The 25190-nt window shown below is 66.4% G+C and carries 23 protein-coding genes; 12 read left to right on the top strand and 11 right to left on the bottom strand.

From position 1 onward, the window contains the following. Positions 1-164 precede the first annotated feature (164 nt). From HWN72_RS06455 to HWN72_RS06440, 4 genes are all read left to right on the top strand, one after another. Complete coding sequence (locus HWN72_RS06455; protein WP_036522866.1) at positions 165-1235, top strand: hypothetical protein; 1071 nt, start codon at positions 165-167, stop codon at positions 1233-1235. Positions 1236-1433: 198 nt separating this feature from the next. After that, entirely contained in the window at positions 1434-3113 is a 1680-nt protein-coding gene (gene ettA / locus HWN72_RS06450) for an energy-dependent translational throttle protein EttA (protein WP_008830987.1), read from the top strand. Positions 3114-3341: 228 nt separating this feature from the next. Further along, positions 3342-4307, top strand: a complete 966-nt coding sequence (locus tag HWN72_RS06445; RefSeq protein WP_231958149.1) for an RcnB family protein — start codon at positions 3342-3344, stop codon at positions 4305-4307. A gap of 135 nt (positions 4308-4442) precedes the next feature. Then, the gene (locus HWN72_RS06440; protein ID WP_008830989.1) at positions 4443-5108 is read left to right on the top strand and encodes a 2OG-Fe(II) oxygenase; all 666 of its coding nucleotides are present in this window, start codon (positions 4443-4445) and stop codon (positions 5106-5108) included. 657 nt (positions 5109-5765) lie between these two features. On the opposite strand, the gene HWN72_RS06435 is transcribed toward HWN72_RS06440, so the two are convergent. From HWN72_RS06435 to HWN72_RS06420, 4 genes are all read right to left on the bottom strand, one after another. Then, a complete protein-coding gene (locus HWN72_RS06435; protein ID WP_008832978.1) occupies positions 5766-6296 on the bottom strand; it encodes a DUF1003 domain-containing protein in 531 nt (176 codons plus the stop codon). Between the two features lie 15 nt (positions 6297-6311). After that, on the bottom strand, positions 6312-7907 hold the full coding sequence (locus tag HWN72_RS06430; RefSeq protein WP_069707685.1) for a lysine--tRNA ligase: 1596 nt from the start codon (positions 7905-7907) through the stop codon (positions 6312-6314). Between the two features lie 232 nt (positions 7908-8139). Further along, positions 8140-8430 carry a DUF2218 domain-containing protein gene (locus tag HWN72_RS06425; RefSeq protein WP_008832215.1) on the bottom strand — a complete coding sequence of 97 codons (291 nt, stop codon included), beginning with the start codon at positions 8428-8430 and terminating at the stop codon, positions 8140-8142. Next, entirely contained in the window at positions 8427-9167 is a 741-nt protein-coding gene (locus HWN72_RS06420) for a PadR family transcriptional regulator (protein ID WP_231958147.1), read from the bottom strand. Before HWN72_RS06420 ends, HWN72_RS06425 begins: the two co-directional genes overlap by 4 nt. A gap of 147 nt (positions 9168-9314) precedes the next feature. Between HWN72_RS06420 and HWN72_RS06415 the strand changes: the two genes are divergently transcribed. Together HWN72_RS06415 and HWN72_RS06410 are read left to right on the top strand one after the other, a co-directional pair. Then, positions 9315-12044 (top strand): ATP-dependent DNA helicase, encoded by a 2730-nt coding sequence (locus HWN72_RS06415; protein ID WP_211149983.1) that lies wholly within the window; start codon positions 9315-9317, stop codon positions 12042-12044. Between the two features lie 23 nt (positions 12045-12067). Continuing rightward, positions 12068-12613, top strand: coding sequence for a histidine phosphatase family protein (locus HWN72_RS06410; protein ID WP_008832212.1), 546 nt, complete (start codon positions 12068-12070; stop codon positions 12611-12613). 191 nt (positions 12614-12804) lie between these two features. Here the strand turns inward: HWN72_RS06410 and trxB are convergent, their stop codons facing one another. Continuing rightward, a complete protein-coding gene (gene trxB, locus HWN72_RS06405) occupies positions 12805-13779 on the bottom strand; it encodes a thioredoxin-disulfide reductase (protein ID WP_069707683.1) in 975 nt (324 codons plus the stop codon). 146 nt (positions 13780-13925) lie between these two features. Here trxB and HWN72_RS06400 point away from each other — a divergent pair, with 146 nt between their 5' ends. After that, positions 13926-14801 carry an alpha/beta fold hydrolase gene (locus tag HWN72_RS06400; RefSeq protein ID WP_211149982.1) on the top strand — a complete coding sequence of 292 codons (876 nt, stop codon included), beginning with the start codon at positions 13926-13928 and terminating at the stop codon, positions 14799-14801. 648 nt (positions 14802-15449) lie between these two features. On the opposite strand, the gene HWN72_RS06395 is transcribed toward HWN72_RS06400, so the two are convergent. From HWN72_RS06395 to HWN72_RS06385, 3 genes are all read right to left on the bottom strand, one after another. Then, complete coding sequence (locus HWN72_RS06395) at positions 15450-16241, bottom strand: tyrosine-protein phosphatase (RefSeq protein WP_231958145.1); 792 nt, start codon at positions 16239-16241, stop codon at positions 15450-15452. A gap of 208 nt (positions 16242-16449) precedes the next feature. Further along, complete coding sequence (locus HWN72_RS06390; protein ID WP_008832158.1) at positions 16450-16653, bottom strand: hypothetical protein; 204 nt, start codon at positions 16651-16653, stop codon at positions 16450-16452. Between the two features lie 167 nt (positions 16654-16820). Then, on the bottom strand, positions 16821-17144 hold the full coding sequence (locus HWN72_RS06385; RefSeq protein ID WP_156799756.1) for a hypothetical protein: 324 nt from the start codon (positions 17142-17144) through the stop codon (positions 16821-16823). 59 nt (positions 17145-17203) lie between these two features. Here HWN72_RS06385 and HWN72_RS06380 point away from each other — a divergent pair, with 59 nt between their 5' ends. The 5 genes from HWN72_RS06380 (at position 17204) to HWN72_RS06360 (ending at position 21017) form a co-directional block, all read left to right on the top strand. Beyond that, positions 17204-17584, top strand: coding sequence for a winged helix-turn-helix domain-containing protein (locus tag HWN72_RS06380; RefSeq protein ID WP_036522849.1), 381 nt, complete (start codon positions 17204-17206; stop codon positions 17582-17584). Positions 17585-17665: 81 nt separating this feature from the next. Next, complete coding sequence (gene modA, locus HWN72_RS06375) at positions 17666-18442, top strand: molybdate ABC transporter substrate-binding protein (RefSeq protein WP_069707680.1); 777 nt, start codon at positions 17666-17668, stop codon at positions 18440-18442. A gap of 7 nt (positions 18443-18449) precedes the next feature. Beyond that, positions 18450-19151 (top strand): molybdate ABC transporter permease subunit, encoded by a 702-nt coding sequence (gene modB / locus HWN72_RS06370; protein WP_069707679.1) that lies wholly within the window; start codon positions 18450-18452, stop codon positions 19149-19151. Next, positions 19141-19773 carry an ATP-binding cassette domain-containing protein gene (locus HWN72_RS06365; protein WP_211149981.1) on the top strand — a complete coding sequence of 211 codons (633 nt, stop codon included), beginning with the start codon at positions 19141-19143 and terminating at the stop codon, positions 19771-19773. The genes modB and HWN72_RS06365 overlap by 11 nt, the downstream gene beginning before the upstream one ends. An 89-nt stretch (positions 19774-19862) precedes the next feature. Then, positions 19863-21017, top strand: a complete 1155-nt coding sequence (locus HWN72_RS06360) for an NmrA family NAD(P)-binding protein (RefSeq protein WP_069707678.1) — start codon at positions 19863-19865, stop codon at positions 21015-21017. Between the two features lies 1 nt (position 21018). Here HWN72_RS06360 and HWN72_RS06355 read toward each other — a convergent pair whose 3' ends face one another. The 3 genes from HWN72_RS06355 to HWN72_RS06345 all read right to left on the bottom strand — a co-directional run bounded on the left by HWN72_RS06355 (position 21019) and on the right by HWN72_RS06345 (position 25011). Continuing rightward, a complete protein-coding gene (locus HWN72_RS06355) occupies positions 21019-22176 on the bottom strand; it encodes an isovaleryl-CoA dehydrogenase (RefSeq protein ID WP_069707677.1) in 1158 nt (385 codons plus the stop codon). A gap of 93 nt (positions 22177-22269) precedes the next feature. Continuing rightward, positions 22270-23781 carry an MFS transporter gene (locus HWN72_RS06350; protein WP_211149980.1) on the bottom strand — a complete coding sequence of 504 codons (1512 nt, stop codon included), beginning with the start codon at positions 23779-23781 and terminating at the stop codon, positions 22270-22272. Between the two features lie 195 nt (positions 23782-23976). Beyond that, a complete protein-coding gene (locus HWN72_RS06345; RefSeq protein WP_069709135.1) occupies positions 23977-25011 on the bottom strand; it encodes a LacI family DNA-binding transcriptional regulator in 1035 nt (344 codons plus the stop codon). Positions 25012-25190 lie beyond the last annotated feature (179 nt).

Here is a 25190-nt window from a genome sequence, read left to right as displayed (position 1 = left end):
CGTCGTCCCGGCCTTGAGCCGGGACCGGTGGCTGCCTTTAGACATGCCCTATCGTCGGGGCTCGGCGCGAAATGGGCTATTCTCGGCCAACGGTCCCGGAGCAAGTCCGGGACGACGAAGAGTTGCCATGTGGATAAGCAGTGCCGCGTCTTGTCGCCGCCGGTATGAGCGAACACAACCGCGCCATGCTCGCCGCCCTCACCCGTCTTCAGGCCCTCGCCGTGATCGCCCTCTTCGTGGTGCTCGCACTGGCGACGCTGACGATCGGCGCCTCGCAGTCCGGTGAGGCGATCAGCGGCGACGGGCGCTATTCCGACGTGCAGCTTTATCACGACATCGGCAACGCAGTGGCCGGGGGCGAGGGCTACTACCATGCCGCCACCCGCCTCCAGCGCGCGCACGGCTTTCCGACCAGCCCCTTCGTGACGGTGCGCCTGCCGACGCTGGCGTGGATCGAGGCAGCGCTGGGCTGGCGCACGGTGCATGTCCTCCTCTGCGTGCTGCTTGCCGTCACCGCCGCCGCATGGTTTACGATGCTGCGGCCGCTGGTGAGTGGACGCGAGCGGATGCTGGCCATGCTGCTCGTTCTGGTCGGCGGCGCGATGGTCGCGAGCCCCGGGCTTTCGGTGTCGCATGAATTGTGGGCGGGCGTGCTCGTGGCGCTGGCCATGGCACTGCGGGTCAAGGGCCTGACGGCTCCCGCCTTCCCGACCGCCGCCTTCCTTGCCGCCGCATCGGCGCTGGCGATCCGCGAACTGGCGCTGCCCTTCGTGCTGCTCGCGGCATTCTGGGCTTGGCGGAGCGGCCGATACCGGGAACTGGCCGCGTGGGCTGCGCTGATTGCAGGCTATGCCGTGGTATTGCTTCTGCACCGGCAGGCGGTCGTGCCGCTCTCGCTTCCCGGCGATGCGCTGTCACAAGGCTGGGACGGCCTTCGCGGCCCCGGAGCGGTGCTGCAGGACATCGCCGACGTGACGCTGCTGCACCTGATCCCGGCTCCGTTCAGCTATCTCGCCGTGCTGCTCTGCTTGCTCGGGTTTTTGGGAGCGCCGCCGCCGCTGGCCCGCTTCGCGCTGCCGTGGCTCGCGACGATCGCGCTGCTGCTGGCGGTCTTCGCAAGGCCGGTGAACTTCTACTGGGCGATCCTGAGCGTGCCGACCGTCATGGCCGGACTGGCCTTCCTGCCGCGGACGCTGCGTGACTTGATCAGAGCGGCATCGTCATCCCGGACGTGATCCAGGACCGCTGGCCCTGACCAGCCCACGTTGCTTCGCGCGCCTTGAACGATGGTTCATGCCTGAAGACCGCCACCGGTCCCGGAGCAAGTCCGGGACGACGCGTGTACTTTGCCTCACCCTTGGCAATGTGCCCTCACCCCTGTAGTAGCGGCCCCAACTGTTTTCCAGACTTCGAATTCCATCCAGAGGAACCGCATGGCCGCCCAATACGCCTATGTCATGAAGGGCATGACCAAGACCTTCCCCGGTGCCCAGAAGCCGGTGCTCAGCGACATCTCGCTGCAGTTCTACCAGGGCGCCAAGATCGGCATCGTCGGCCCGAACGGCGCCGGTAAGTCCACCCTGATCAAGATCATGGCCGGCATCGACACCGACTTCACCGGCGAAGCCTGGCCTGGTGAGAACATCACCGTCGGCTATCTCGAGCAGGAGCCGGAACTCGATCCGACCAAGACCGTCCTCGAAAACGTCAAGGACGGCGCGCGCGAGACCGCCGATCTGGTCGACCGCTTTAACGAGATTTCCAACATCATGGGCGATCCGCCGGAGGACGTCGATTTCGACGCGCTCATGGAGGAAATGGGCGACCTGCAGGGCAAGATCGACGCGGTCGACGGCTGGACGCTCGACAACCAGCTCGAAATCGCGATGGAGGCCCTCCGCTGCCCGCCGAGCGACTGGCCGGTGAACAGCCTGTCGGGCGGTGAAAAGCGCCGCGTCGCGCTGACCCGCCTGCTGATCCAGAAGCCCTCGATCCTGCTGCTCGACGAACCGACCAACCACCTCGACGCCGAATCCGTCGAATGGCTGGAAAACCACCTGAAGGAATACGCGGGCGCGGTCCTGATGATCACCCACGATCGCTACTTCCTCGACAACGTTGTGAACTGGATCCTCGAACTCGATCGCGGCAAGTACTTCCCCTATGAGGGCAACTACTCGACCTACCTCGAGAAGAAGTCCAAGCGCATGGAGCAGGAGGACCGCGAGGAATCCGGCCGCGCCAAGGCGCTCAAGGAAGAACTCGAGTGGATCCGGCAGACCCCGGCCGCGCGCCAGACCAAGTCCAAAGCGCGTATCCGCAAGTTCGAGCAGTTGCAGGAAGCGCAGTCGGGCCGCCGTCCCGGCAAGGCCCAGATCGTCATCCAGGTGCCCGAGCGCCTCGGCGGCAAGGTCATCGAGGTCAACAACATCTCGAAGGCCTACGGCGACAAGCTATTGTTCGAGAACCTGTCGTTCATCCTGCCGCCGGGCGGCATCGTCGGCGTCATCGGCCCGAACGGCGCGGGCAAGTCCACGCTGTTCAAGCTGATCACCGGCAAGGAAACGCCGGACGAAGGCACCATCGAGATGGGCTCGACCGTCCACCTCGGCTTCGTCGACCAGAGCCGCGACCACCTCGACCCCAAGAAGAACGTCTGGGAGGAAATCTCCGACGGGCTCGACTACATGAAGGTCAACGGTCACGACACCTCGACCCGCGCCTACGTGGGTGCGTTCAACTTCAAGGGCGCCGACCAGCAGAAGAACGTCGGCAAGCTGTCGGGTGGTGAGCGCAACCGCGTCCACATGGCCAAGATGCTCAAGGAGGGTGGCAACGTCCTCCTGCTCGACGAACCGACCAACGACCTCGACGTGGAAACGCTGGGCGCGCTGGAAGAGGCGATCGAGAACTTCGCGGGCTGCGCCGTGGTCATCAGCCACGACCGCTTCTTCCTCGACCGTCTCGCAACCCACATCCTCGCATTCGAGGGCAACAGCCACGTCGAATGGTTCGAGGGCAACTTCGCCGCTTACGAAGAGGACAAGCGCCGCCGTCTGGGTGATGCCGCCGACCGTCCGACCGCGCTGGCGTATAAAAAGCTGACGCGCTGATTTGCGCTGTTTCGAAAGCCGCCATCCGGCGGCTTTCGGTACGGCACCGGCCCAGACAAAGCCGTTGCTCGGGAAACCGGGCGGCGGCTTTTTTTGTCGCTGCAACATTACGAAACTTAACGGTGAGCAACGCCGCCATTCACCATTGCGACAGCGCTGATCCGGTACACCCCGTTCAACGATGAGCCGCGCTTCGCCGTCCGGCACTTCGGTTTGGAGACCGGAACAATGGCAACGATAAACAGAAAAGCAGGTGTACTGATCGCCGCCGCCACCATGGCGCTCGCGATCACAGGCATGTCGAGCCCGAGCTTTGCCCAGGACCAGGGCCGTGATCGCGGCAACAACGCCCGTGCAGAGCGTCCCCAGTCCCGGCCGCAGCCCCAGCAGCAGCAGCGCCTGAACGGCCGCAGCGAGATCGGGCCGCAGCTTCGCCAGATGCGCGAGCAGCAGCGCCAGCCTCAGGCTCAGCCTCAGACACGCCCCGCCCCGCAGCAGCAAGTGCGCGGCGACGACCGCCCCAACTGGCAAGGCTCGCGCCCTGCGCAGGGTCAGCAGCAGGGCCAGCAACAGGGACGTCCGGGCTGGCAGGGCAACGACCAGCGCCCTGGCGGCGATCGCGGCGCCGGACAGGCGATCCGCCGCGACGATAATCAGAACCGGGATCGCGGCAACGGGTGGCAGGCCGGCAACGACCGCCGAGGCGACGACAACCGCGACCGCAACAATGCATGGCGCGCGGACAACAACCGCCGAGACGACAACAACGGTTGGCGAGGCAACGACCGTCGCGGAGACAACAATAACGGCTGGCGCGGTAATGATCGCCGCGGAGACAACAATAACGGCTGGCGAGGCAACGACCGGGGCGATCGCTATCAGGCGTGGAACCGCAACGACTGGCGCCGTGACAACCGCTACGACTGGCAGCGCTATCGCGATCGCAATCGCAACACATACCGCATGGGCCGGTATTATGCGCCCTACGACGGCTATTCCTATCGCCGCGTGAGCATCGGCTTCTCGCTCGGCTCGATGTTCTACGGCAACCGGTACTGGATCAACGATCCTTACGCCTATCGCCTGCCGCCGGTCTATGGCCCCTATCGCTGGGTCCGCTACTACGACGACGTTATGCTGGTGGACATCTATAGCGGCGAAGTGGTGGACGTGATCTACGACTTCTTCTGGTAAGCCGCAAAAACGTGAAGCAAGACAAGCTCCCGGATGTAAAACTCCGGGAGTTTTCTTATGTCCTACGACGATCCGGCAGACTGATACTTCACACGGGCGATTGAACTCCCGGCGAATGCGGATAGTCTGCCTGTCATGACAACGCCCGCCCATCCCGACTGCAAGGCTCTTGCCCGTATCGGCGCGGCAGTGCGGGAACGGCTGGCAGCCGAGCCCGGCATCCGTCGTTTCCCGGAAGAACGCGCGGAAATCTACGCCATCGACGGCTTTCTCGCGGCGCCGACTTGCGCGCGCCTGATGACGCTGATCGACGGTGTCGCCTGCCCGTCCAGCTTGGTCGATGGAACGTCCTGGCCGGATTACCGCACCAGCTATTCGGGCGACATCGACGAAGCCGACGAATGCGTCCGCATTCTCGAAGCGCGCCTCTCGGCGGTAACCGGCATATCGCCCATGTGCGGAGAAGCGGCGCAGGGCCAGCGCTACCTTTGCGGGCAATACTTCAACGAACATTGCGACTGGTTCGATACGGCCGCCGGTTACTGGCGCGACGAACGGCGCTGCGGCGGACAGCGCAGCTGGACCGCCATGGTCTATCTCAACACGGTAGACGAAGGCGGCATGACCGATTTCACCCGCGTCGCGCTCAGCATTCCGCCTTGCGCCGGTACGCTGCTCTTGTGGAACAATGCCCTGCCCGACGGTTCGCCAAATCCATGGACCATGCATGCGGCACGGCCGGTGGTGCGCGGCGTCAAATACGTCGTCACCAAATGGTTCCGCACACGGGCATGGCAATGATGTCTTGACATTTATAACCAAATAGGTTATATGGCCCAGCATCCGATCCGGCGATGATCACGCTGGAGAGGTGTATCGGGTCGGCGTCGTGGGCCGGGATGCGGTTTCAGCCGTAGCTACGCAACCCACGCGTCCGTTCGAAGACCCGGACTGTCTCTGCGCTACCGGAAACGCCGTCCATACGTTCCTGCGACATACGGCAGGGCATGGGAGGGCCATCCCGGATAGCCTTCGGCCGATAACGATGCGAACCCTAACGACGGCCACATGGGACTTTCCGATGGAATACAGGTCGAGCCGGGCTGCACCGTGAGTTACCCGGCCGCTCGCCAGAGCTTCACGGAAAACAAAACCCCGCGTCCCTGCTTGGACGCTCCCGACGCCGACCCGATGTTCACTTCGGTTGCGTTGATTTCCCCGGCGTAATGGCCCGCACTCGCCAGCGGGTGTTTTTGCGTGCGCTGACTGCACGCACACCCCCGTCATCCCAGCGAAAGCTGGGACCGCTGGCCTGTTACGGCCAACTAGCGTCCGGACGCCCTGCCGAGGGTTGGGCTTTGCGCGGCCAGCGGTCCCAGCTTTCGCTGGGATGACGACGTTGGGTATGCCGACGTTGGGGATGGTGACACGCGCGCATCCTTCCCACGGGGGCAGGATTCAGGTGTCTTCGCCGCTCCGCGCACAATCCCGATTGTCGAGGTAAGCGAACAGATGATCCATCCGCTTGTGCAACCGGATGATCTCCAACTGCGTGCGCAAGTTGACTTCGTAGTCATGCCGCGCCGCGATGCGATCCTTGTCGGAGGCGCGGTTCTGGCTCATCATGATGACCGGCGCCTGAATCGCCGCCAGCATCGAGAGCATCAGGTTGAGGAAGATATACGGGTAGGCATCGAAGGGGTGCAGCCCGAATGCCTCCAGAATGCGGCTGTTCACCAGCATCCATCCAAACAGGATCACACCGAACGCGATGATGAAGCCCCAGGACCCTCCGACGGCCGCAACGCGATCCGCCAGCCGGTCGCCGAAGCTGGCGTGGAGCGCCGCTTCCTCCTGCGCATCCGGCCCCATCACCTGACCAGAGGCGATGCGCTGCAGCACCCGTCGTTCCTCGGCATCGACATCGTTCAGAGTGCGTCCGAGCAGTTCCTCGCAGAGCTGTTCGGGCGTCAGGTCGGTCCGGTGCATCGCGTCTCCGTCAGGTCAGGCAGCAAGCGCCTCGGCAATCAGCAGCCTCGTTTCGGGAACGCCGTAAAGGGCGATAAAGCTCCCCATCCGCGGCCCCTGCGGCGATCCGAGCAGCGTTTCATACAGCGCCTTGAACCAGTCGCGCAGGTTTTCGAAGCCGTAAGCCTCGTTCTTGCCGATCTCGTACACGATGTTCTGCAGGTCTTCGGCCGAGGCCCCGTCCAGCGAAGCCAACTGCGTATCGAGGTCCTTCAGTGCCGCCGCCTCGTTCTCCGTCGGCGCACGGCGATGAAGGGTCGGCGCGATGAAGTCGCGATTGGTGGCGAGCGCGGCGCGGACCATCTCTGCAAGGTCCGGATGCGCTTCGGGGCTGGCCTCGGCCACATAGTTGCCGAGGTAGGACCACACCTGCTCCGCCGTCGCGTCCGCGCCGAGCACGCCGACGAGGTTGAGCAGCAGCGAGAACGTCACCGGCACGGTGTCGCCCGCACCTTCACCACCGCCATTGGCGCGCAGCAGGTGCCAGGTCGGATTGCCCAACTGCTTGTCGAGCGCCTGCCCGGCGAGGTTGCCACGGAACTGCCAGTATTCGTCGACCGCCTTGGGGATCACGCCGGCGTGGAGCTGCTTGGCGCTCTTGGGCTCGCGGAACAGGTAGAAGCCGAGCGACTCCTCGGTGCCGTAGGTCAGCCACTGGTCGATGGTCAGGCCATTGCCCTTGGACTTCGAGATCTTCTCGCCGTTCTCGTCGAGGAACAGTTCGTAGATCAGCCCCTCGGGCTTACGCCCGCCGAGAACCTGCACGATCTTGCCCGACTGGGTGACCGAGTCGGTCAGGTCCTTGCCGCACATCTCGTAGTCGACACCCAGCGCAAACCAGCGCATCGCCCAGTCGACCTTCCACTGCAGCTTGGCCTTGCCGCCGAACGCCGACTGCTCGACGACGGTGCCGTCCTCGTCGGTGAAGCGGATCAGGCCGGTCTTAGCGTCGACGACCTCGACCGGCACCTGCAACACCACGCCCGTGGTGGGCGAGACCGGCAGCACGGGCGAATAGGTCCGGCGGCGCTCCTCGCGCAGCGTCGGCAGCATGACATCGAGGATCGCCTGGTTGCATTCGAGCACCCGCGCCAGCGCGGCGTCGAACGCGCCCGAATTGTAGCGGTCACTGGCCGAGACGAACTCGTAGTCGAAGCCGAAGCGGTCGAGGAATTCGCGCAGCATCGCATTGTTGTGATGCGCGAAGCTCTCGTGCGTGCCGAACGGATCGGAGATGCGGCTGAGCGGCTTGCCGAGGTTGGCGGCGAGTACGTCAGCATTCGGAATGTTGTCCGGAACCTTGCGCAGCCCGTCCATATCGTCGGAGAACGCGACAAGCCGCGTCGGCGCGCCGCCGGTCAGCGCCTCGTAAGCGCGGCGGACGAGCGTGGTGCGCAGGACTTCCTGGAAGGTGCCGATATGCGGCAGGCCCGAGGGACCATAGCCGGTCTCGAACAGCACCGGCGCGCCGTCCGGTTTGCCCTGCGGGAACCGCTTGAGCAGCTTCTGGGCCTCCTGGAAGGGCCAGGCCTTGGACACACGTGCGGCTTCGATCAGGGCATTTTCAGTCATGGCCCGCGCTCTAAGGCGAAATGCGCGATTATCGCAAGGGTTCAGTCGATGGCTCACGTACTCCAGCACCAAAACACGCCGTCATCCCAGCGAAGGCTGGGACCGCTAGCCGCGTAAAGCCCAACCCCTCGGCCGGGCGCCCTGACGATAGTTGGCAATAACAGGCTAACGGTCCCAGCCTTCGCTGGGATGACGGCGTATGAGGAGGAGCGTTCAGCCCCTCCTTGCACGCTCAGTCCCGCCACGCCCAATCATAGACCAACGCGTCCTCGCGGAACGCGAACCGGTCGATGTGACGGGCGACCACGTCGGTCAGGCCCTGCACCGCGTCGCGGTCCTCGCCGGTGATGGTGATGGCGATGCCTTCCGCATCGGCGTCCATCACGGTGACGGCATTGGGGAACGTCACCGTTCCCTTATCGCCGTCCACTGCGGTTTCCAGCTTGTGGCTCCAGTGCTTGCAGAGCTGGCGAACGTACTTGCCGCCATTCGGTGTCTTCACGGTCGCGGCGATGGTGCTCACTTCTCGATCCTTTCGATCTTGCGGGTGGCCTCGTCGATGACATCCGCGATCTGCAGGATGAAATCACGATCAGCCCCTTCGGTCGAGAGCCGGTCGAACACCGCCGTCTTGAGCGCGTGGAACGCCCGGCGCACCGGCGCCGGATCGACCCGGTCGCGTTGTGCGGCAAGCGCCCCGAGGCGGCCCTTGAGTTCGGCGAACTTCTCCGCATCGGCCTCGGCCTTGGCGCGACCTTCGGCGGTGGCCTCGAAAGCCTTGCGGGCGCTGTCGCCGGAGACCGGGGCGATCAGGCCGGTCTCTTCCATGTAGATCAGCGCGGGGTAGACCACGCCCGGGCTCGGCGCATAGTCGCCGCCCGAAAGCGCCTCGATCTCGCGGATCAGTTCATAGCCGTGGCGCGGCGCCTCGACGATCAGGGCGAGCAGCAGGGTCTGCAGTTCGGCCTGGTCGAACAGCCGCTTGCGACGACCGCCGCCGCGCGGACCGTCAGGACCACCGCGTCCGCCGCGACCTTCAAAGCCGCCACCGAAGCCGCCGGGAAAGCCCTTCCCGAACCCGCCACCAAGCGGTCCACGGGCCAGCCCGTACAGGCCGTGCCTGCCGCCGTGGCGGCCAAGCATCGCGCGCAAGTCTTCGGCGCCTTCGGCCATCGCTGCCATCATGTCCTCGCGCCCGAAGCGGCGCTCTCCACCGTGACGGCCGCGTCCGCGACCGTGGTTGCAATCTGAGTTTCTCATCATTCGTTCCATATGTTTCATGATGGTCTCAAGATATATCTTGAGTGAAATCCAACAAGAGGGAAATTTGTATCGAGCCGTAATTTTTTCCGTGGAGCGCGAGAGCCCGGCGTTTCCAATTCCGCCCCCCGTGCCTAATGAGAGGCCATGGCCGCCCTGCCCCTCCCTGCCCTCCACGCCAGTCATGGCGGCTGCTGGCTGCGCGAGAAGGATCTGACGGGCCTCGGCACCCGCCCTCTTTCCAAGGGCGAGGCGGTGATGGCCGCCGCCGACACGCCGCTGCTGATCCTCAACGCGCCCCTGCTGGCGACACGGCTGGGCTATCCGGACCTCTCGGGGCTGGACCTGCTGGAGCTTTACGCCTTCGTCCATCCGGCGCGCTTCGTGGTGCCGACGCCCAAGGGCCTTGCCCATGCCCTCGGCCTCGCCGAGCCGGAGGGTGATTCCGATGTGCCGCGCCTGCTGCAGGAAGCGGCCGGCGCCCTGCTCGACATGTGCGAGAACGGCGCATGGTCGGAACGCGAGGGCGCGTGGACCTCGCTGCAGTCGCTGGTGCGCATGCGCTGGCCCTGGGCCACGCTGCTGACCGGCCGCATCCGCAAGCCCGAACGCGCCGAACGCTGGCTGTTCACCCGCCTGCCCGAATGGGAGGAAACCCCCGAAGTCCCCCAGCCTCGACAAGTCGTGCTGGAGGACGAGGAAGTCCTGCAGCGCCTCGCCAGCCTCACCGGCAGCGCCGCCGAGCAGCGCCCCGGCCAGCGTGCCTATGCGGTGGAGACCGCCCACGCCTTCGCCCCGCGCGAACGGTCCGGCCGCCCGCACGTCCTGCTGGCGCAGGCGGGCACCGGCATCGGCAAGACGCTGGGCTATCTCGCCCCCACTTCGCTGTGGACCGAGAAGGCGGGCGGCACCGTCTGGGTCTCCACCTATACCAAGGCGCTGCAGCGCCAGCTGCGCGCGGAAAGCCGCCGCGCCTGGCCCGAGCGACGCGCCGACGGCACCCGTCCGGTCGTAGTGCGCAAGGGCCGCGAGAACTACCTCTGCCTGCTGAACCTCGAAGATGCGCTGCAGGGTGGCTTCAACGGGCGCGCGGCGATCCTCGCGCAACTGGTGGCGCGCTGGGCGGCGTACTCGCAGGACGGCGACATGATCGGCGGCGACCTGCCCGGCTGGCTCGGCACCCTGTTCCGCCAGCGCGGCATCGCGGCGCTGACCGACCGACGCGGCGAATGCGTCTACGCCGGGTGCCCGCATTACCGGAAGTGCTTCATCGAGCGTGCGACCCGCGCCAGTGTCGGCGCCGATCTCGTGATCGGCAATCACGCCCTCGTCATGGTCAATGCCGCGCGCGGCCGCGATCCGGCTTCCCGCCCGACCCGCGTGGTGTTCGACGAAGGCCATCACGTTTTCGACGCCGCCGACTCCACGTTCGCCGCCGCACTCACTGGCGCCGAGGCGATCGAACTGCGCCGCTGGGTGATCGGCCCGGAGAAAGCCTCCAAGGGCCGCCGCCGGGGCCTCTCCGCCCGCCTCGCCGACGTCGCCAGCTACGACGAGGCAGGCGCCAAGGCCATCGCCGCCGCGCGCGAGGCCGCAGAGGCACTTCCCGGTGACGGCTGGATGGGCCGCATCGCCGAGAACGCCGCGAGCGGGCCGCTGGAAGAACTGCTCGCGGCGGTGCGCGCCACGGTTTATGCGCGTGACGAAAGCGGCGGGCAGGAAGCGGGCTATGGCCTCGAAACCGAAGCGGCCAGCCTCGAAGGTTCGTTCGTTGAGATCGCGCAAGGCGCCCGCGCGGCGCTGGCGGAACTGCGCCAACCGCTGATCCGCCTCGGCATGCGTCTCGAAGCGCTGCTGGAGGAGCCGCCCGACTGGCTCGACGGACCGGGGCGCGCCCGCATCGAAGGCGCACGCCACTCGCTGACATGGCGCGTCGATACGCTGGGCGCGTGGGAATCGCTGCTCGACCGCATGGGCGGCCCGGCCGATCCCGAATACGTCGACTGGCTCGCCGTCGATCGATCGGAAGCGCGCGAGTTCGACATCGGCATCCACCGCCGCTGGCTCGATCCGATGAAGCCGTTCGCGCAAGTCGTGCTCGGACCGGCGCACGGCGTCGTCATGACCTCGGCCACGCTGCGCGACGGCGAGGACTGGGCCAAGGCCATCGCCCGCTCCGGCGCGACGAACATCGAGGTGATGCCGCGCCTGTCGATCCACCAGAGCCCGTTCGACTACGCGACGCAGGCCGAAGTGCTGATCGTCACCGACGTGCTAAAGGGCGACATTCCCGCCCTCTCCGCCGCGTTCGGCCGCCTGATCGAAACCTCGCGCGGGGGCGTGCTCGGCCTGTTCACCGCGATCCGGCGGCTGCGCGCGGTCTATGGCCGCATCGCCGACCGGCTCGCGCGCGGAGGCCTCCCGCTCTACGCGCAGCACGTCGATCCGATCGATACCGGCACGCTGGTCGACATCTTCCGCGACGATCCCGCCGCCTCGCTGCTGGGCACCGATGCCTTGCGCGACGGGGTGGACGTTCAGGGCGATTCCCTGCGCCTCGTCGTGATGGAGCAAGTGCCCTGGCCGCGCCCGACGATCCTGCACCGTGCCCGGCGTCTGGCGGGCGGCGGCAGCGCCTACGACGACACGCTGATCCGCGCCAAGCTGGCTCAGGCGTTCGGCCGCCTCATCCGCAGCCGCGAGGACCGGGGGCACTTCGTCGTGCTCTCGCCCGCGTTCCCCTCGCGCCTGCTCTCCGCCTTCCCGGCAGGCACACCGATCCGCCGGGTTACGCTGGAGGAGGCTTTACAGCGCGTGGCCGGTCATGCTCAAGGAGCCGCAGCGGACCGGGCGGAAGACTCGCAGTCGCTATCCTGATCCGCTGTTGTAGAGTTGGCCCCATGAAAATCCTCGGCATCTTCCGTCACGCCAAATCGGACTGGACCGATGCCCGTCTGCGCGACTTCGACCGCCCGCTCAACAAGCGCGGGCGGGTCGGGGCGGGTGTCATGGGCAAGCACATCCTCGAACACGGTGTAGGCTGGCGCTACATCCTCGCCTCGCCCGCCGTGCGCGTCACGCAGACGATCGAGCTTGCCGGTGAAGCGGCCGGAGAGACGCCGCCCGTCACCTGGGACCGGCGCATCTACCTCGCCAGTTCGGCAGCGTTGATCGATGTGCTGAAAGATCAGGAAACGGACCCGCGCTCGATCCTGCTGGTCGGGCATAATCCGGGGCTGGAGGATCTGATCTTCGACCTCGTGCCGGATGATGGCTCCAGTCCGTTGCGCGATGTGGTTGAGGACAAGTTCCCCACCGCTGCCTATGCGGTGGTGGAACTGGACATAGAGCACTGGTCTGACTTGCGCGAAGGCTGCGGTCGGCTGACGCATCTGGTGCGCCCGCGCGACCTCGATCCCTCGCTCGGGCCGAGCCTGACCGAGTAACACCGCGCCAGGGCATACAAGCACCCGTCATCCCAGCGAAAGCTGGGACCGCTGGCAGTGCTTGAGGCGAAACCTATCGTCGAAGTGCCCTGACGCTGGCTCACGCCTAAAGATTTTCCAGCGGTCCCAGCCTTCGCTGGGATGACGGGCGTTTTGCTGGGAACGGGGAGAGCATTGCCCTCCCCCCGAAATCACCCCTGCACCGTCTCCGTAATTCCCGCCAGGTGCAGCTTGTGCGCGAGATACCGCTCGGCATCGAGCGCGGCCATGCAGCCCACGCCCGCAGCGGTGATCGCCTGACGGTAGACATGGTCCGACACGTCGCCCGCCGCGAAGACGCCGGGAATGGCGGTCTTGGGGGTGCCCGGCTCGACGATCAGATAGCCGGTGTCGTCCATCGCCAGCTTGCCCTTGAACAGCTCGGTCGCGGGCGCGTGGCCGATCGCGACGAAGGCGCCGTCGGCCAGCAGCTCGCTCTGCTCGCCGGTCTCGGTGTCGATCAGCGCTAGAGCGCGCAGGGCGCCGTTCTCACCCGCGAGGAAGCGGTCGACCTTCTTGTTCCAGACCGTCGTGATCTTGGGGTGCGCGAAGAGGCGATCCTGCAGGATCTTCTCCGAACGCAGCGAATCGCGGCGGTGCACCAGCACCACCTCGGTCGCGTGGTTGGTGAGGTAGAGCGCTTCCTCAACCGCGGTGTTGCCGCCGCCGATCACGACCACCTTCTTGCCGCGATAGAAGAACCCATCGCAGGTCGCGCAGGCCGAGACGCCCTTGCCCGAAAGTTCCTGCTCGCCGGGGACGCCCAGCCACTTGGCCTGCGCGCCGGTGGCGATGACGAGGGTGTCGCCTTCGTAGATATCGCCGCCGTCACCGGTCGCGATGAAGGTGTCGCCCGAAAGATCGACGTTGGTGATCGTGTCCCACATCATGCGGGTGCCGACGTGGACCGCCTGCGCTTCCATCTCCTGCATCAGCCAGGGGCCCTGGATGACCTCGCGGAAGCCGGGGTAGTTCTCGACGTCGGTGGTGATGGTCAGCTGGCCGCCGGGCTGCAGGCCCTGCACCACGATCGGCTCCATCCCCGCGCGCGCGCCGTAGATGGCGGCGGAAAGTCCGGCCGGGCCGGAACCGATGATGAGCATGCGGGTCTTGTGCGTGGTCGCCATTTCGTAACTCTCGCGTGAAATCCTTGGCCCGCGAGATAGGGCCTTGCGCCTCGCTCGCCAAGCGCTGCGGCGGAAAAGCATTACTTTCATCCCCGCAAATTCGCCCTTGGATTGACCTGTGCGGCGCGCGTCCCCATCCAACGAGGATGAAGAACCAGCTCGGCCCCACCTCGAACCGTTTCGTCTCGCAGCGCCTGCGCCTGCACTATGTCGATTGGGGCAATTCCGATGCCCCGCCGCTGATCCTGCAGCATGGCGGGCGCGACCACTGCCGCAGCTGGGACTGGGTGGCCGAGGAACTGCGCCGCGACTGGCACGTCATCTGTCCGGACCTGCGCGGCCACGGCGACAGCGAGTGGAGCCCGGAGGGGCACTACGGCATGGACGCCTTCGTCTACGACTTCGCGCAGCTGGTGCATACCCTCGGGCACGAGCAGGTGACGATCGTAGCGCACTCTCTGGGCGGCAACATCGCGACGCGCTTCACCGGGCTGTTCCCCGAGAAAGTGGCGAAGTTCGTCAACATCGAGGGCCTCGGCCCGCCGCCGGCCATGCGGCGCGAGCAGGAGAGCGAGGGCGCGGGGCCGCGCCTGCGCAAGTGGGTGGAAGACAAGCGCAAGGCCTCGGCTCGCACGGTACGCAAGTACGCCTCCCTGCGCGACGCCTACCAGCGCATGAAGGAGGAAAACGGCTTCCTCACCGACGAACAGGCCCGCCATCTCACCATCCATGGCGCCACCCGCAACGAGGACGGCACCTGGAGCTGGAAGTTCGACAATTACCTGAACGTCTGGACCGCCTCGGACCTGCCCACCGATCACATCGTCGAACTGTGGCGGGCGATAACCTGTCCCACGCTGATGCTGTGGGGCAAGGACAGCTTCGCCGCCAGCCCGGCAGGCGACGGACGGATGGAGTTCTTCCCGAGCGCGCGGCTGATCGAGTACGAGAACGCCGGGCACTGGCTCCACCACGACCAGTTCGACCGGTTCATGGGCGATGTGCAGGCGTTTCTGGCATAAGTTACTCCCCCCGTGGGAAGGATGCACGCGCGTCGCCATCCCCAACGTCGGATCCCCAACGTCGTCATCCCAGCGAAGGCTGGGACCGCTGGCCGCGCAAAGCCCAACCCTCGACAGGGCGTTTGAACGATAGTTGGCCGTAACAGGCCAGCGGTCCCAGCTTTCGCTGGGATGACGAGGTTGGGCGTGCAGTTAGCGCACGCGGAAATACCCGCTGGCGAGTGCGGGCCATTACGCCGGGGAAATCAACGCATCCGAAGTGAACATCGGGTCGGCGTCGGGAGCGTCCAAGCAGGGACGCGGGGTTTTGTTTTCCGTGAAGCTCTGGCGAGCGGCCGGGTAACTCACGGTGCAGCCCGGCTCGACCTGTATTCCATCGGAAAGTCCCATGTGGCCGTCGTTAGGGTTCGCATCGTTATCGGCCGAAGGCTATCCGGGATGGCCCTCCCATGTCCTGCCGTGTGTCGCAGGAACGTATGGACGGCGTTTCCGGTAGCGCAGAGACAGTCCGGGTCTTCGATGGACGCGTGGTTTGCGCGATCGCGGCTGAAACCGCATCCCGGCCCACGACGCCGACCCGATACACCGAAGCAATGTGATCTGCACCGCTCCGGATGCTGGGGCATATAACCCATTTGGTTACCAATGTCAAGTCTCAACAAGAGCCGCAAGCATTCGTTCCCGCTTTACGGCATCCACGCCCAGCGCCTGTTCCAGATAGGCATCGAACGTGCCGTATCGTTCCTCGACCGCTTGCCACGCGGCTTCCAGATAGTCGGGCTCGACGCCCATCAGCACCTGCAGCACGGCATCGTCGAGTTGGCCGGTGATCGCCCGGATCGCCTCCGCACCCGAGGCGATGCGCGCCTTGACGTTTCCGGCACTGTTGGTGAGCAGATAGTCCGCCATGATGTCATCGCGGTGGATACCCAGCGCAGCGTGCAGCATCGCGACCGCAATCCCGGTGCGATCCTTGCCCGCCATGCAATTGACCAGGCTGGGTCCCCGCCCCCGCGCCAGTTCGTCGAACCAGTCCCGTATCATCGCCTGCAGTTCAGGCCGGAAGCAGATGCCCCCGTAATTGCGCGTCAGGCTCTCGCGCGTGGACTGCGCGGTACGCTGCCGGGTCGTCTTCGCCGCGGCCAGATGCGGGGCGTGGCGCAAGTCCGGATCGTTGGCGAAGAACACTCGCGCGGCGAATGTCTGGGGGCGGCGGCAGGGATGCACACTCCGTTCCCTGGACGTCCGCAAGTCGAAGACGCTCGTGAGCCCAAGCGCGGCGATATGCTCGAGGTCTGTATCGCTTGCACCGTGATGCTGGCCGGATCGCCACACCACCGCGCACTTCATCTTCCCGCCCGCAGCAACCGCATAGCCGCCCGCATCGCGGAAATTGTGCACCCCTTCAAGGAGCAGGATACGATCGTTCAAGCGACCCACCGAGCCTCCAGCCATTGCCGAACAATAGCCGTGTTCAGTATCTCTTCTCACACGATCGGGACAGGCTTTTCAGGAACGCCGGGGCGACGATCACCGCTTGCCGACATGCACAAGGCGCGTGCTGCGCAGATGACCTCGGACGCGGACGTGAGCTTGCGGCGGTAGGTAAAACAGTCCGGAGCCGCGCCATCGGACGCGGCACGAACGGTCAGGCCAGAAGGAAGTACCCAAGCGCGGCCCAGCAGGCCATGCAAAGCAGGATCGCGATCGTCAGGCCGCGCCCGTCATGCTCCTCACCACGGTCCATGCGCTCTGCGGCGTAGACCATGCCCGCCGACAGGCGCGTGGAGAAATCGCGTCCGCTATCAGGGATACGTTCGAAACGGAGAATATTGTCGTCAGCGACCTTCATAACGCATCCTCAAATGGTCGAGGCGGTTGTCACGCGTGGTTCCCGCGCCATGGCCGCCCGGATCAATCCCGAAAGGGTGCGCCTGTTGACGTCACTCCGATTTCTTTGCTGGGACAAGTTCTACCAGAATCCGTCGCTTTGTTCCAGAATATCCCGAATGCCTCACATCATTTTAATCCCCAATGCGGCAGCGATATTATACTCATAACGAAGGTAATTTTCGTACCGATTGGTGAAATATCCGCACTAAGAAGGTGGAGGGCGTTATTGCGGTGCAAAACGATCGCAAGCCCCGGAAATGCGGTCCAACTGCAATCGTTGCGCAAGTCCGGGATACCGGTTTCGCCGCAGGGCAGCAGCAACAGAACGCGGCTGCGGCGAATCTCGCGGACCGCACGGAGAACGACGACGCGACCGTCGCCCCTGCGCCGGTTTTCCGTCCGGCTGTTCCGCCGCCGCGCCGAGGTGATTCGGGCGGCGCGACGGATCATCGGCGGTTAAGCTCTCCGCCATCTTGCTGCCGACGCAAGCGCGGCCTAGGAACGGGGCCATGACCGCTCACCCGCGCCTGAAGATCAAGATCCAGATCCATTCCGGCGACGAGATCGCGATGGGACCGGGAAAGGCCGACCTTCTCGATGCAATCCGCGAACACGGATCGATCTCCGCCGCAGGGCGCGCGATGGCGATGAGCTACCGCCGGGCGTGGCTTCTGGTCGATGTCATGAACCGCTGCTGGGATGCCCCGCTGGTCCAGACCGCCCCCGGCCGCGCGGCGACGAGCGGCGCGCGGCTGACCGAACTCGGAGAGGCGGTGCTCGCCCACTACCGCGCCTTGCAGGATGGCATCGCGCACGCCGCGCGCGGTCCCGACTACGACGCGCTCGCCGCACGCCTGCTGCCCGAGCCGCGCGCCTCGCAGAAGGATTGAACGGCGCCTTACCGCGCCCGGCTTGCAATCGACCACACGCGATATACTGTCGAATACAATACGCCTTCCCGGAGATTTGTGATGCGCAAGTTCGTGGCCCTGCTGCTGGCGGTCCTGGCCGTCCTGTACGGAGCCGCCGCTCCCGTTAGCGCGGCTTCGGGCGGACAACCGCCGCTGGTGCTGGCCGCGGCGAGCCTGCAGGAATCGATGAACGCCGCCGCCGACGCCTGGGCGCGCAAGGGGCATCCGCGCCCGCGCATCTCGTTCGCCGCGTCCTCCGCGCTTGCCCGCCAGATCGCCTCGGGCGCTCCGGCGGACCTGTTCGTCTCCGCCGACGAGCCGTGGATGGACGACGTGCAGGGCAAGGGACTGGTGCGCAAGGGCACGCGCGTCTCATTCCTGCGCAACGACCTCGTGCTGATCGCCCCGCGCGCCAGCACTATCCGCCTGCGGATCGGGCGCGGCATGCCGCTGGCCAGGGCGCTCGGCAACGGGCGGCTGGCGATCGCCGACCCTGCGGGCGTTCCGGCGGGCATCTACGGCAAGCAGGCGCTGACCCGGCTGGGCGTGTGGCCCTCGGTTCAGGACCGGCTCGCCCCGGGGGACAGTGTGCGCGGCGCGCTCGCTCTGGTGAGCCGGGGCGCCGCGCCGCTCGGCATCGTCTACGCGACGGACGCCCGCGCCGATCCCGGCGTGCGCGTGGTCGGCACCTTCCCGCCCGCGAGCCACGACCCGATCAGCTACCCGGTCGCCACCCTTTCCTCCTCCCGCAACCCGGAAGGCGAGGGATTCCGCCGCTACCTGATCTCGGCCGAGGGCAAGGCGCTGTTCCGCCGCTTCGGCTTCGGGACGAAGTAAGCCACAGGTGAACCCGCTTTCACCGGCCGAATGGGAGATACTGGTTCTCTCGCTCAAGGTCGGCGGTGTCGCCATAGCGGCGGCGCTGCCGGTGTCCTTCGCGCTCGCCTGGGTGCTGGCGCGCTGGCGCTTTCCGGGCAAGGTGCTGGTCGATGCGATGGTCCATCTGCCGCTGGTGCTGCCGCCGGTCGTGACCGGCTGGCTGCTGCTGCTGGCCTTCAGCCCGAACGCCCTGCTCGGCGGCTTCCTAGAGCGCACGCTCGGCCTGACCTTCCTGTTCCGCTGGACCGGCGCGGCGCTGGCCGCCGCCGTGATGGCGCTGCCGCTGATGGTGCGCGCGATGCGCCTCTCGCTGGAAGCGGTCGACCGCCGACTGGAGAGCGCCGCGCGCACGCTCGGCGCGGGGCCGTGGCGCACCTTCGTCACCGTCACCCTGCCTCTCAGCGCCAATGGGGTGCTGGCGGCGCTGGTGCTCGGCTTCGCGCGCTCGGTCGGGGAGTTCGGCGCGACCATCACCTTCGCCTCCAACATCCCGGGCGAGACGCAGACCCTGCCGCTGGCGATCTACAGCGCGCTGCAGGTGCCCGGCTCCGACCTGCAGGTGGCGCGTCTCGCGGGACTTTCGGTCGCGCTGTCGGTCGCGGCATTGGTGCTGTCCGAATGGCTCGCCCGGCGCAGCGGGCAGGAGCGGGGTCGCCATGTCGTTTGACGTCGCCCTCACCCTGAAACGCGGCGAGCGGCGGATGGACTATGCCTTCGTCGCCGGAGCGGGCCTGACGGCGCTGTTCGGCCCCTCCGGTGCAGGCAAGACCAGCCTGCTCGACGCCGTCGCGGGCCTGCTGCGCCCGGCGGAGGGACGCATCGCGGTCGCCGGAGCCACTCTGTTCGACAGCGCCGCGCGCATCGACCTCCGGCCCGAGAAGCGGCGCTGCGGATACGTCTTCCAGGACCTGCGCCTGTTCCCCCACCGCTCGGTCCGCCGCAACCTCGAGTTCGGCCGCCGGGAGGGCTCGACGCTCGACCGGGATCATACGCTCGACCTGCTCGGCATCGCCGGATTGCTCGACCGCATGCCCGCGACGCTGTCCGGCGGCGAGGCCCAGCGTGTCGCAATCGGGCGCGCGCTGCTGTCCGCGCCCGAATTCCTGCTCATGGACGAGCCACTCGCATCGGTCGACGTGGCGCGGCGCGAGGATATCCTGCGCCTGATCGAGCGCATTCGCGACGAACTGCGCCTGCCGATCCTCTACGTCAGCCACGACCGCGCGGAAGTGGAGCGGCTCGCGCAGACGATCGTGCCGGTTGCCGGTCCGGGGATTGACGCGGCCTGAGCGCACCGCAAGTCTGGTAACGGGACTTGTCAGTTCTCTCGCGCCGGGCGTCCGCGTATGGGCGTCGCGCGGAAAAACGGAGGGAATCAATGCGCATTCTGGTGGTGGGACCGACGGGCCGGACAGGCAGTCATGTGATCGACGCACTGCGCGGCCGCGATCCCGACGCCGATATCCGGGGCCTGTGCCGCTATCCACAGGAGCCTGCGCGCGCGATCGAAACGGTCCCCGGCAATCTCGACACCGGCAGCGCCAAGGCACGCGCCATCGAGACTGTTCCCGGCAACCTCGATACCGGCACCAGCAGGAAGCGCGCCATCGAGACGGTCCCGGGAAATCTCGATACGGGAAGCGCCAGGGCACGCGCCATCGAAACCGTTCCCGGCAACCTCGACACCGGCAGCGGCAAGAAGAAGCGCGCGGTGGAACTGGTTGTCGACCCGCTCGAAGGCAGCATCGCCATGTCGCGCGCGATCGAGACGGTGCCCGGCAATCTCGACACCGGCACGCGCCGCGCCCATTCCATCACCTGCCTGACCGGCGATCTCGAAAACCCTGCCGACCGTGCGCGGGCGGTCGAGGGCATCGACGTCGTCATCCACTACGCCCCCGCCTTCCACCCGCGCGAAGCGGCGATGGGCACCGGGATGATCGACGCGGCGGTGGCGGCGGGCGTCTCGCGCTTCATCTACGTCTCGGCGCTGCATGCGCAAGTCACCAGCGTGCCCGGTCATGCCGCCAAGCTGGCGGTCGAGGCATACCTCGCGGAATCCGGCCTCCAATGGACGGTGCTGCGCCCGCAGACCTACATGCAGAACATCGATGTCGCCGCCGTGCTGGAAGCCGGTGCGCTGGACCTGCCCTTTGCGCTCACGACGCGGCAGGGCTATCTCGACATGGCCGATCTGGCGGATGTGGTCGCCAAGGTCGCGAGCGAGGACGGCCATGCCCTCGCGACTTACGATCTGGCAAGCGACGAGGCGCTGAGCACGGCGGAGATCGCAGCCCTCGTCACCACAGTGAGCGGACGATCGGTGACTGCTGGGGAACTCCCCGTCGCACAGCTCGTCGCCGGACTGGAAGCGGCAGGCCCTGCCTTTGCTTACGTCGCCGATGCGGTCACGCGCCTCAACGCCTGGCAGGCCCGCAGTGGCGGCCGGGGCAACCCCGGCGCGCTGCGCTGGCTGCTCGGCCGCGAACCTGCGAGCTTCGAGGACTACGTGCGCCGCAGTCTGACCGAATAGATCAGCCTGCGCCGATCAGTTCGCGGCCGATGAGCATGCGGCGGATTTCGTTCGTGCCTGCGCCGATGTCGAGCAACTTGGCATCGCGCAGGTAGCGTTCGACCGGCCAGTCCTTGGTATAGCCTGCGCCGCCCAGTGCCTGCACCGCCTCGCCCGAGACGCGGAAGGCGTTCTCGCTCGCCAGCAGGATCGCGCCCGCTGCGTCGAAGCGCGTGGTCTGCCCGGCATCGCAGGCGCGCGCCACGGCATAGACGTAGGCGCGCGCGGACTGCAGCGCGACGTACATGTCCGCGACCTTGGCCTGCATCAGCTGGAACGCGCCGATCGGCTTGCCGAACTGCCTGCGCTCGCGAAGGTAGGGAATGACGGTGTCGAGGCATGCCTGCATGATGCCAAGTTGAAGGCCCGCCAGCACCACCCGCTCATAGTCGAGCCCGCTCATCAGCACGCCGACGCCGCCGTGCAGCGGCCCCATGACGTTCTCTTCCGGCACCAGGCAGTCGTCGAACACCAGCTCGCACGTGGGCGAACCGCGCATGCCCATCTTGTCGATCTTCTGGCCGATGGAGAAGCCCGGCATGCCCTTCTCGATCAGGAAGGCGGTGATGCCTTTGGAGCCCTCGCCGGTCTTGGCATAGACGACCAGGGTATCGGCATAAGTGCCGTTGGTGATCCAGAACTTGGTGCCGTTGAGGCGGAAGCCTCCAGTAACCGCATCGGCGCGCAGTTTCATGCCGACGACGTCGGACCCGGCGCCCACCTCGGACATGGCGAGGCTGCCGATGTGCTCGCCCGAGATCAGCTTCGGCAGATACTTCGCCTTCTGTTCCTCGGTGCCCCAACGGCGGATCTGGTTGACGCACAAGTTCGAATGCGCGCCGTAGGACAGCCCGACCGAGGCCGATGCGCGGCTGACCTCCTCCACCGCGATGACGTGTTCGAGATAGCCCAGGCCGATGCCGCCCCACTCCTCCTCGACCGTCAGGCCATGGAGGCCCAGCGCGCCCATCTCGGGCCAGAGATCGCGGGGGAACCAGTCTTCGGCGTCCACTTTCGCGGCGATGGGGGCGATCCGCTCGTCAGCGAAGCGCGAAACGCTTTCGCGGATCATCTGCGCGCTTTCGCCCAGAGCGAAGTCGAAATCGGGGGTGGCGCGCATGGGTTCCTCTCCTCTGGCTGCCTGATCTTTGACAACGCTCCTAGAGCAATATCGATGCAGCGCGAAGACGGAATATTACGAGAACCCGCGCAATTATGTCTCCGCACCAATTCTCAGCGAGGCGAGCGCCGCGACCAGCAGAGTGCCCGCTGCGAAGGCCATCGTCCAGATCGGCTCGCCGGGAAAGAAGGCCTTCATGATCGAGCCCATCACCGTCGCGACCAGCAGTTGCGGCAGCACCACGAAGACGTTGAACAGGCCCATGTAGATGCCGAGCTTCGACTGCGGCAGGCTGCTCGCGAGGATGGCGTAAGGCATCGCGAGGATCGAGGCCCAGGCGATGCCGATGCCGATCTCGCACGCGATCAGGGCCTTGGGATCGCGCAGCAGCAGGAACCCGGCAAAGCCCAGCGCTCCCGCCACGAGGCACAGCGCATGCGTCCGCGCCTTGCCCAGCCGGGCCGAAAGCATCGGCAGCAGCGCCATCGCGGCGATAGCCGCCACGCCGTTGTAGACCGAGAACAACACGCCGACCCAGTTGCCCGCTTCCTGATAGGCAGCACTCGCGGGGTCGGCCGATCCGAAGTGGTACTGCGCCACTACCGGCGTCGTGTTGATCCACATGATGAACAGCGCCGACCAGCTGAAGAACTGCACGAAGGCGAGCCGCTTCATCAGCGGCGGCATTCCCGCGAAGTCACCGACGATCCCTGCCAGCATCGAAGCACTGCGGCCCGAGCGCGCAAGGCCGATAGCGGCCATGATGGCGATGCCGTAGCCTGCGAGGAGCGCGGCGAGGAGATAGACTTCCTTCTCCAGAGCCCATGCCTTGACGAGCGCCGCAACGACAGCACCGGCGACGATCCACGGCAACCCGTTCCAGATCGGGCGCCCGGCGAGTGCAGCAGCACTGGCGCCCTCCGCCTCCTGCGCATCCCCGAACGCCGCTTGCTCCTCGGGCGAGTATTCGCGCGTCGTCAGCACCGTCCAGAGCACGGCAGCCAGCAGCGCCAGTCCCCCTGCCCAGAAGCTGTAGCGTACCGTATCGGGAATCTCGCCGAGCGCCGCCGCGTTGGAGACGCCGAAGTGCTCCAGCGCATAAGGAAACAGCGACCCCACCACCGCGCCCGCGCCGATAAAGGCGGTCTGCACGGCATAGCCCGCCGTGTGCTGATCCTTGCGCAGCATATCGCCCACGAAGGCGCGGAAGGGCTCCATCGAGACGTTGAGGCTGGCGTCGAGCATCCACAGCAGCAGCGCCGCCATCAGCAGGCCCGACGAGGATCCGGCGCTCTCCGGCATCGCCAGCAGCGCGATCGTCGCCAGCACCGCGCCCGCCAGGAAATAGGGACGGCGACGACCGAGGCGCCCCAGCCACGTCCGGTCTGACATGTGACCGACGATGGGCTGGACCAGCAGGCCGGTCAGCGGCGCGGCGACCCAGAGCGCGGGGAGATCATCGATCCCCGAGCCCAGCGACTGGAAGACGCGGCTCATGTTGGCGTTCTGCAGCGCGAAGCCGATCTGGATGCCGAAGAACCCGAAGCTGATGTTCCACAGCCCCGCCCAGCCCTGCCGGGGTTTCTCCGAAGCCATGTCCGTCATCGCATCCCTTCCCTAAGCTCGCGGACTTGACGCCGCGCAGTCCGCCCGCCTTGCACGATGCGCCGGATGCGACAACATGCATACGAATGCCTAGCCGGTCATGCCCAAGCTGATCCGGATGAAACCGGCACCCGTTCCTTCCCGCTCAGGCTGAGCTTGTCGAAGCCCCCTCGACAAGGCACCTGCCTAACTACGCTACCCCGCCGTGCTTCGCCGCACCACCAGACGCGCCGGCAGCGTGCGCGAGGGCGCCGCGCGGTCCGCGATCTGGTCGGCCAGCGTCTCGACCAGAATTTCTCCGGCGCGCCTGAGGTCCTGCATCATCGTGGTCAGCGGCGGGTTGGTCATGCTGGCAGCGGGAAGGTCGTCGAAGCCCATCACCGCCACGTCGCCGGGGATCGACAGGCCCGCCTCGCCCAGCGCGCGCATGGCGCCGATGGCGATGAGGTCGCTGGCCGCGAAGACGGCGTCGAAAATCACCCCTTCGCCAATCACCTCGCGCATCGCCGCATGGCCCATGTCCTCGAGGTTTACCACGTCGCGTTGCAAGCGCGGGTCCACCGTCACCCCCGCCTCGCCGAGCGCCTCGCACAGCCCCCGGTAACGATCGGCAAACTCGGGATAATGCTCATCCGCCTGCCCGAGAAAGACGATGCGCCGACGGCCAAGGCCGAGCAGATGCTCCCCAGCCAGCCGCCCCGCGCCGAGGTTGTCGGAACCGACCGTCGCCCCGATATTGACCTCGTCCACGCTGCCCCAGCGCACGAAGTGCGTGCCCTGCCCGACCAGTTGGCGCAGACGGCTCTCGTAAAGCGTATAGTCCCCGTAGCCGAGCAGGATCAGGCCGTCGGCGCGGTGGCTGTCCTGATAGCGCACGTGCCAGTCGTCCTCCAGCTTCTGGAACGAGATCAGCAGGTCCAGCCCCCGGCTGGCGCACTCGCGCGTGATCGCGCCGAGCATGGCGAGGAAGAACGGGTTGATCTTGGAATCGTCGGGCGACTGTTCCTCGAAGAACAGCAGCGCGATCGTGTTCGAACGCTGCGACCGCAGCGACGAGGCGTTCTTGTCCACCGAGTAGTTCAACTCGCGCGCGATCGCCTCGATCCGCTCGCGCGTAGCGGCGCTGACCGACTTGCTCCCCCGCAGCGCGCGGCTGACGGTGGGCTGCGAGACACCGGCGCGATAGGCGATGTCGAAGCTGGTCGGGCGGTTGGTCGGCTTGCGTCCCATGGTCTCCTCCACCCGATGCTGCGCCGCAACAATGCCACAGTACCAGGTAGCTAACTTCATATAATCACGTAATTACGCGGTATCCTGATCGTTGCACGGAAGACACGCCGCGTTTCCCTCCGGCATCTACGTATACGTATGCCATATTATGCGCAACGTAGGACCGCCTTAAGCAGAGG

It is taken from the genome of Novosphingobium sp. HR1a (assembly GCF_015594425.1).
Taxonomy (GTDB): domain Bacteria; phylum Pseudomonadota; class Alphaproteobacteria; order Sphingomonadales; family Sphingomonadaceae; genus Novosphingobium; species Novosphingobium resinovorum_A.
This window is presented reverse-complemented; position numbering and strand designations above follow the sequence as displayed.

Coding starts and splice junctions, on each gene's coding strand:
- HWN72_RS06415 (WP_211149983.1), top strand. CDS start 9,315: ATGGCCGCCCTGCCCCTCCCTGCCCTCCACGCCAGTCATGGCGGCTGC.
- HWN72_RS06355 (WP_069707677.1), bottom strand. CDS start 22,176: ATGCGCGCCACCCCCGATTTCGACTTCGCTCTGGGCGAAAGCGCGCAG.
- HWN72_RS06445 (WP_231958149.1), top strand. CDS start 3,342: ATGGCAACGATAAACAGAAAAGCAGGTGTACTGATCGCCGCCGCCACC.
- HWN72_RS06360 (WP_069707678.1), top strand. CDS start 19,863: ATGCGCATTCTGGTGGTGGGACCGACGGGCCGGACAGGCAGTCATGTG.
- HWN72_RS06420 (WP_231958147.1), bottom strand. CDS start 9,167: ATGAGAAACTCAGATTGCAACCACGGTCGCGGACGCGGCCGTCACGGT.
- HWN72_RS06380 (WP_036522849.1), top strand. CDS start 17,204: ATGACCGCTCACCCGCGCCTGAAGATCAAGATCCAGATCCATTCCGGC.
- HWN72_RS06455 (WP_036522866.1), top strand. CDS start 165: ATGAGCGAACACAACCGCGCCATGCTCGCCGCCCTCACCCGTCTTCAG.
- HWN72_RS06400 (WP_211149982.1), top strand. CDS start 13,926: ATGAAGAACCAGCTCGGCCCCACCTCGAACCGTTTCGTCTCGCAGCGC.
- HWN72_RS06365 (WP_211149981.1), top strand. CDS start 19,141: ATGTCGTTTGACGTCGCCCTCACCCTGAAACGCGGCGAGCGGCGGATG.
- ettA (WP_008830987.1), top strand. CDS start 1,434: ATGGCCGCCCAATACGCCTATGTCATGAAGGGCATGACCAAGACCTTC.
- HWN72_RS06350 (WP_211149980.1), bottom strand. CDS start 23,781: ATGACGGACATGGCTTCGGAGAAACCCCGGCAGGGCTGGGCGGGGCTG.
- HWN72_RS06390 (WP_008832158.1), bottom strand. CDS start 16,653: ATGAAGGTCGCTGACGACAATATTCTCCGTTTCGAACGTATCCCTGAT.
- HWN72_RS06345 (WP_069709135.1), bottom strand. CDS start 25,011: ATGGGACGCAAGCCGACCAACCGCCCGACCAGCTTCGACATCGCCTAT.
- trxB (WP_069707683.1), bottom strand. CDS start 13,779: ATGGCGACCACGCACAAGACCCGCATGCTCATCATCGGTTCCGGCCCG.
- HWN72_RS06430 (WP_069707685.1), bottom strand. CDS start 7,907: ATGACTGAAAATGCCCTGATCGAAGCCGCACGTGTGTCCAAGGCCTGG.
- HWN72_RS06410 (WP_008832212.1), top strand. CDS start 12,068: ATGAAAATCCTCGGCATCTTCCGTCACGCCAAATCGGACTGGACCGAT.
- HWN72_RS06435 (WP_008832978.1), bottom strand. CDS start 6,296: ATGCACCGGACCGACCTGACGCCCGAACAGCTCTGCGAGGAACTGCTC.
- HWN72_RS06440 (WP_008830989.1), top strand. CDS start 4,443: ATGACAACGCCCGCCCATCCCGACTGCAAGGCTCTTGCCCGTATCGGC.
- HWN72_RS06385 (WP_156799756.1), bottom strand. CDS start 17,144: ATGATCCGTCGCGCCGCCCGAATCACCTCGGCGCGGCGGCGGAACAGC.
- modA (WP_069707680.1), top strand. CDS start 17,666: ATGCGCAAGTTCGTGGCCCTGCTGCTGGCGGTCCTGGCCGTCCTGTAC.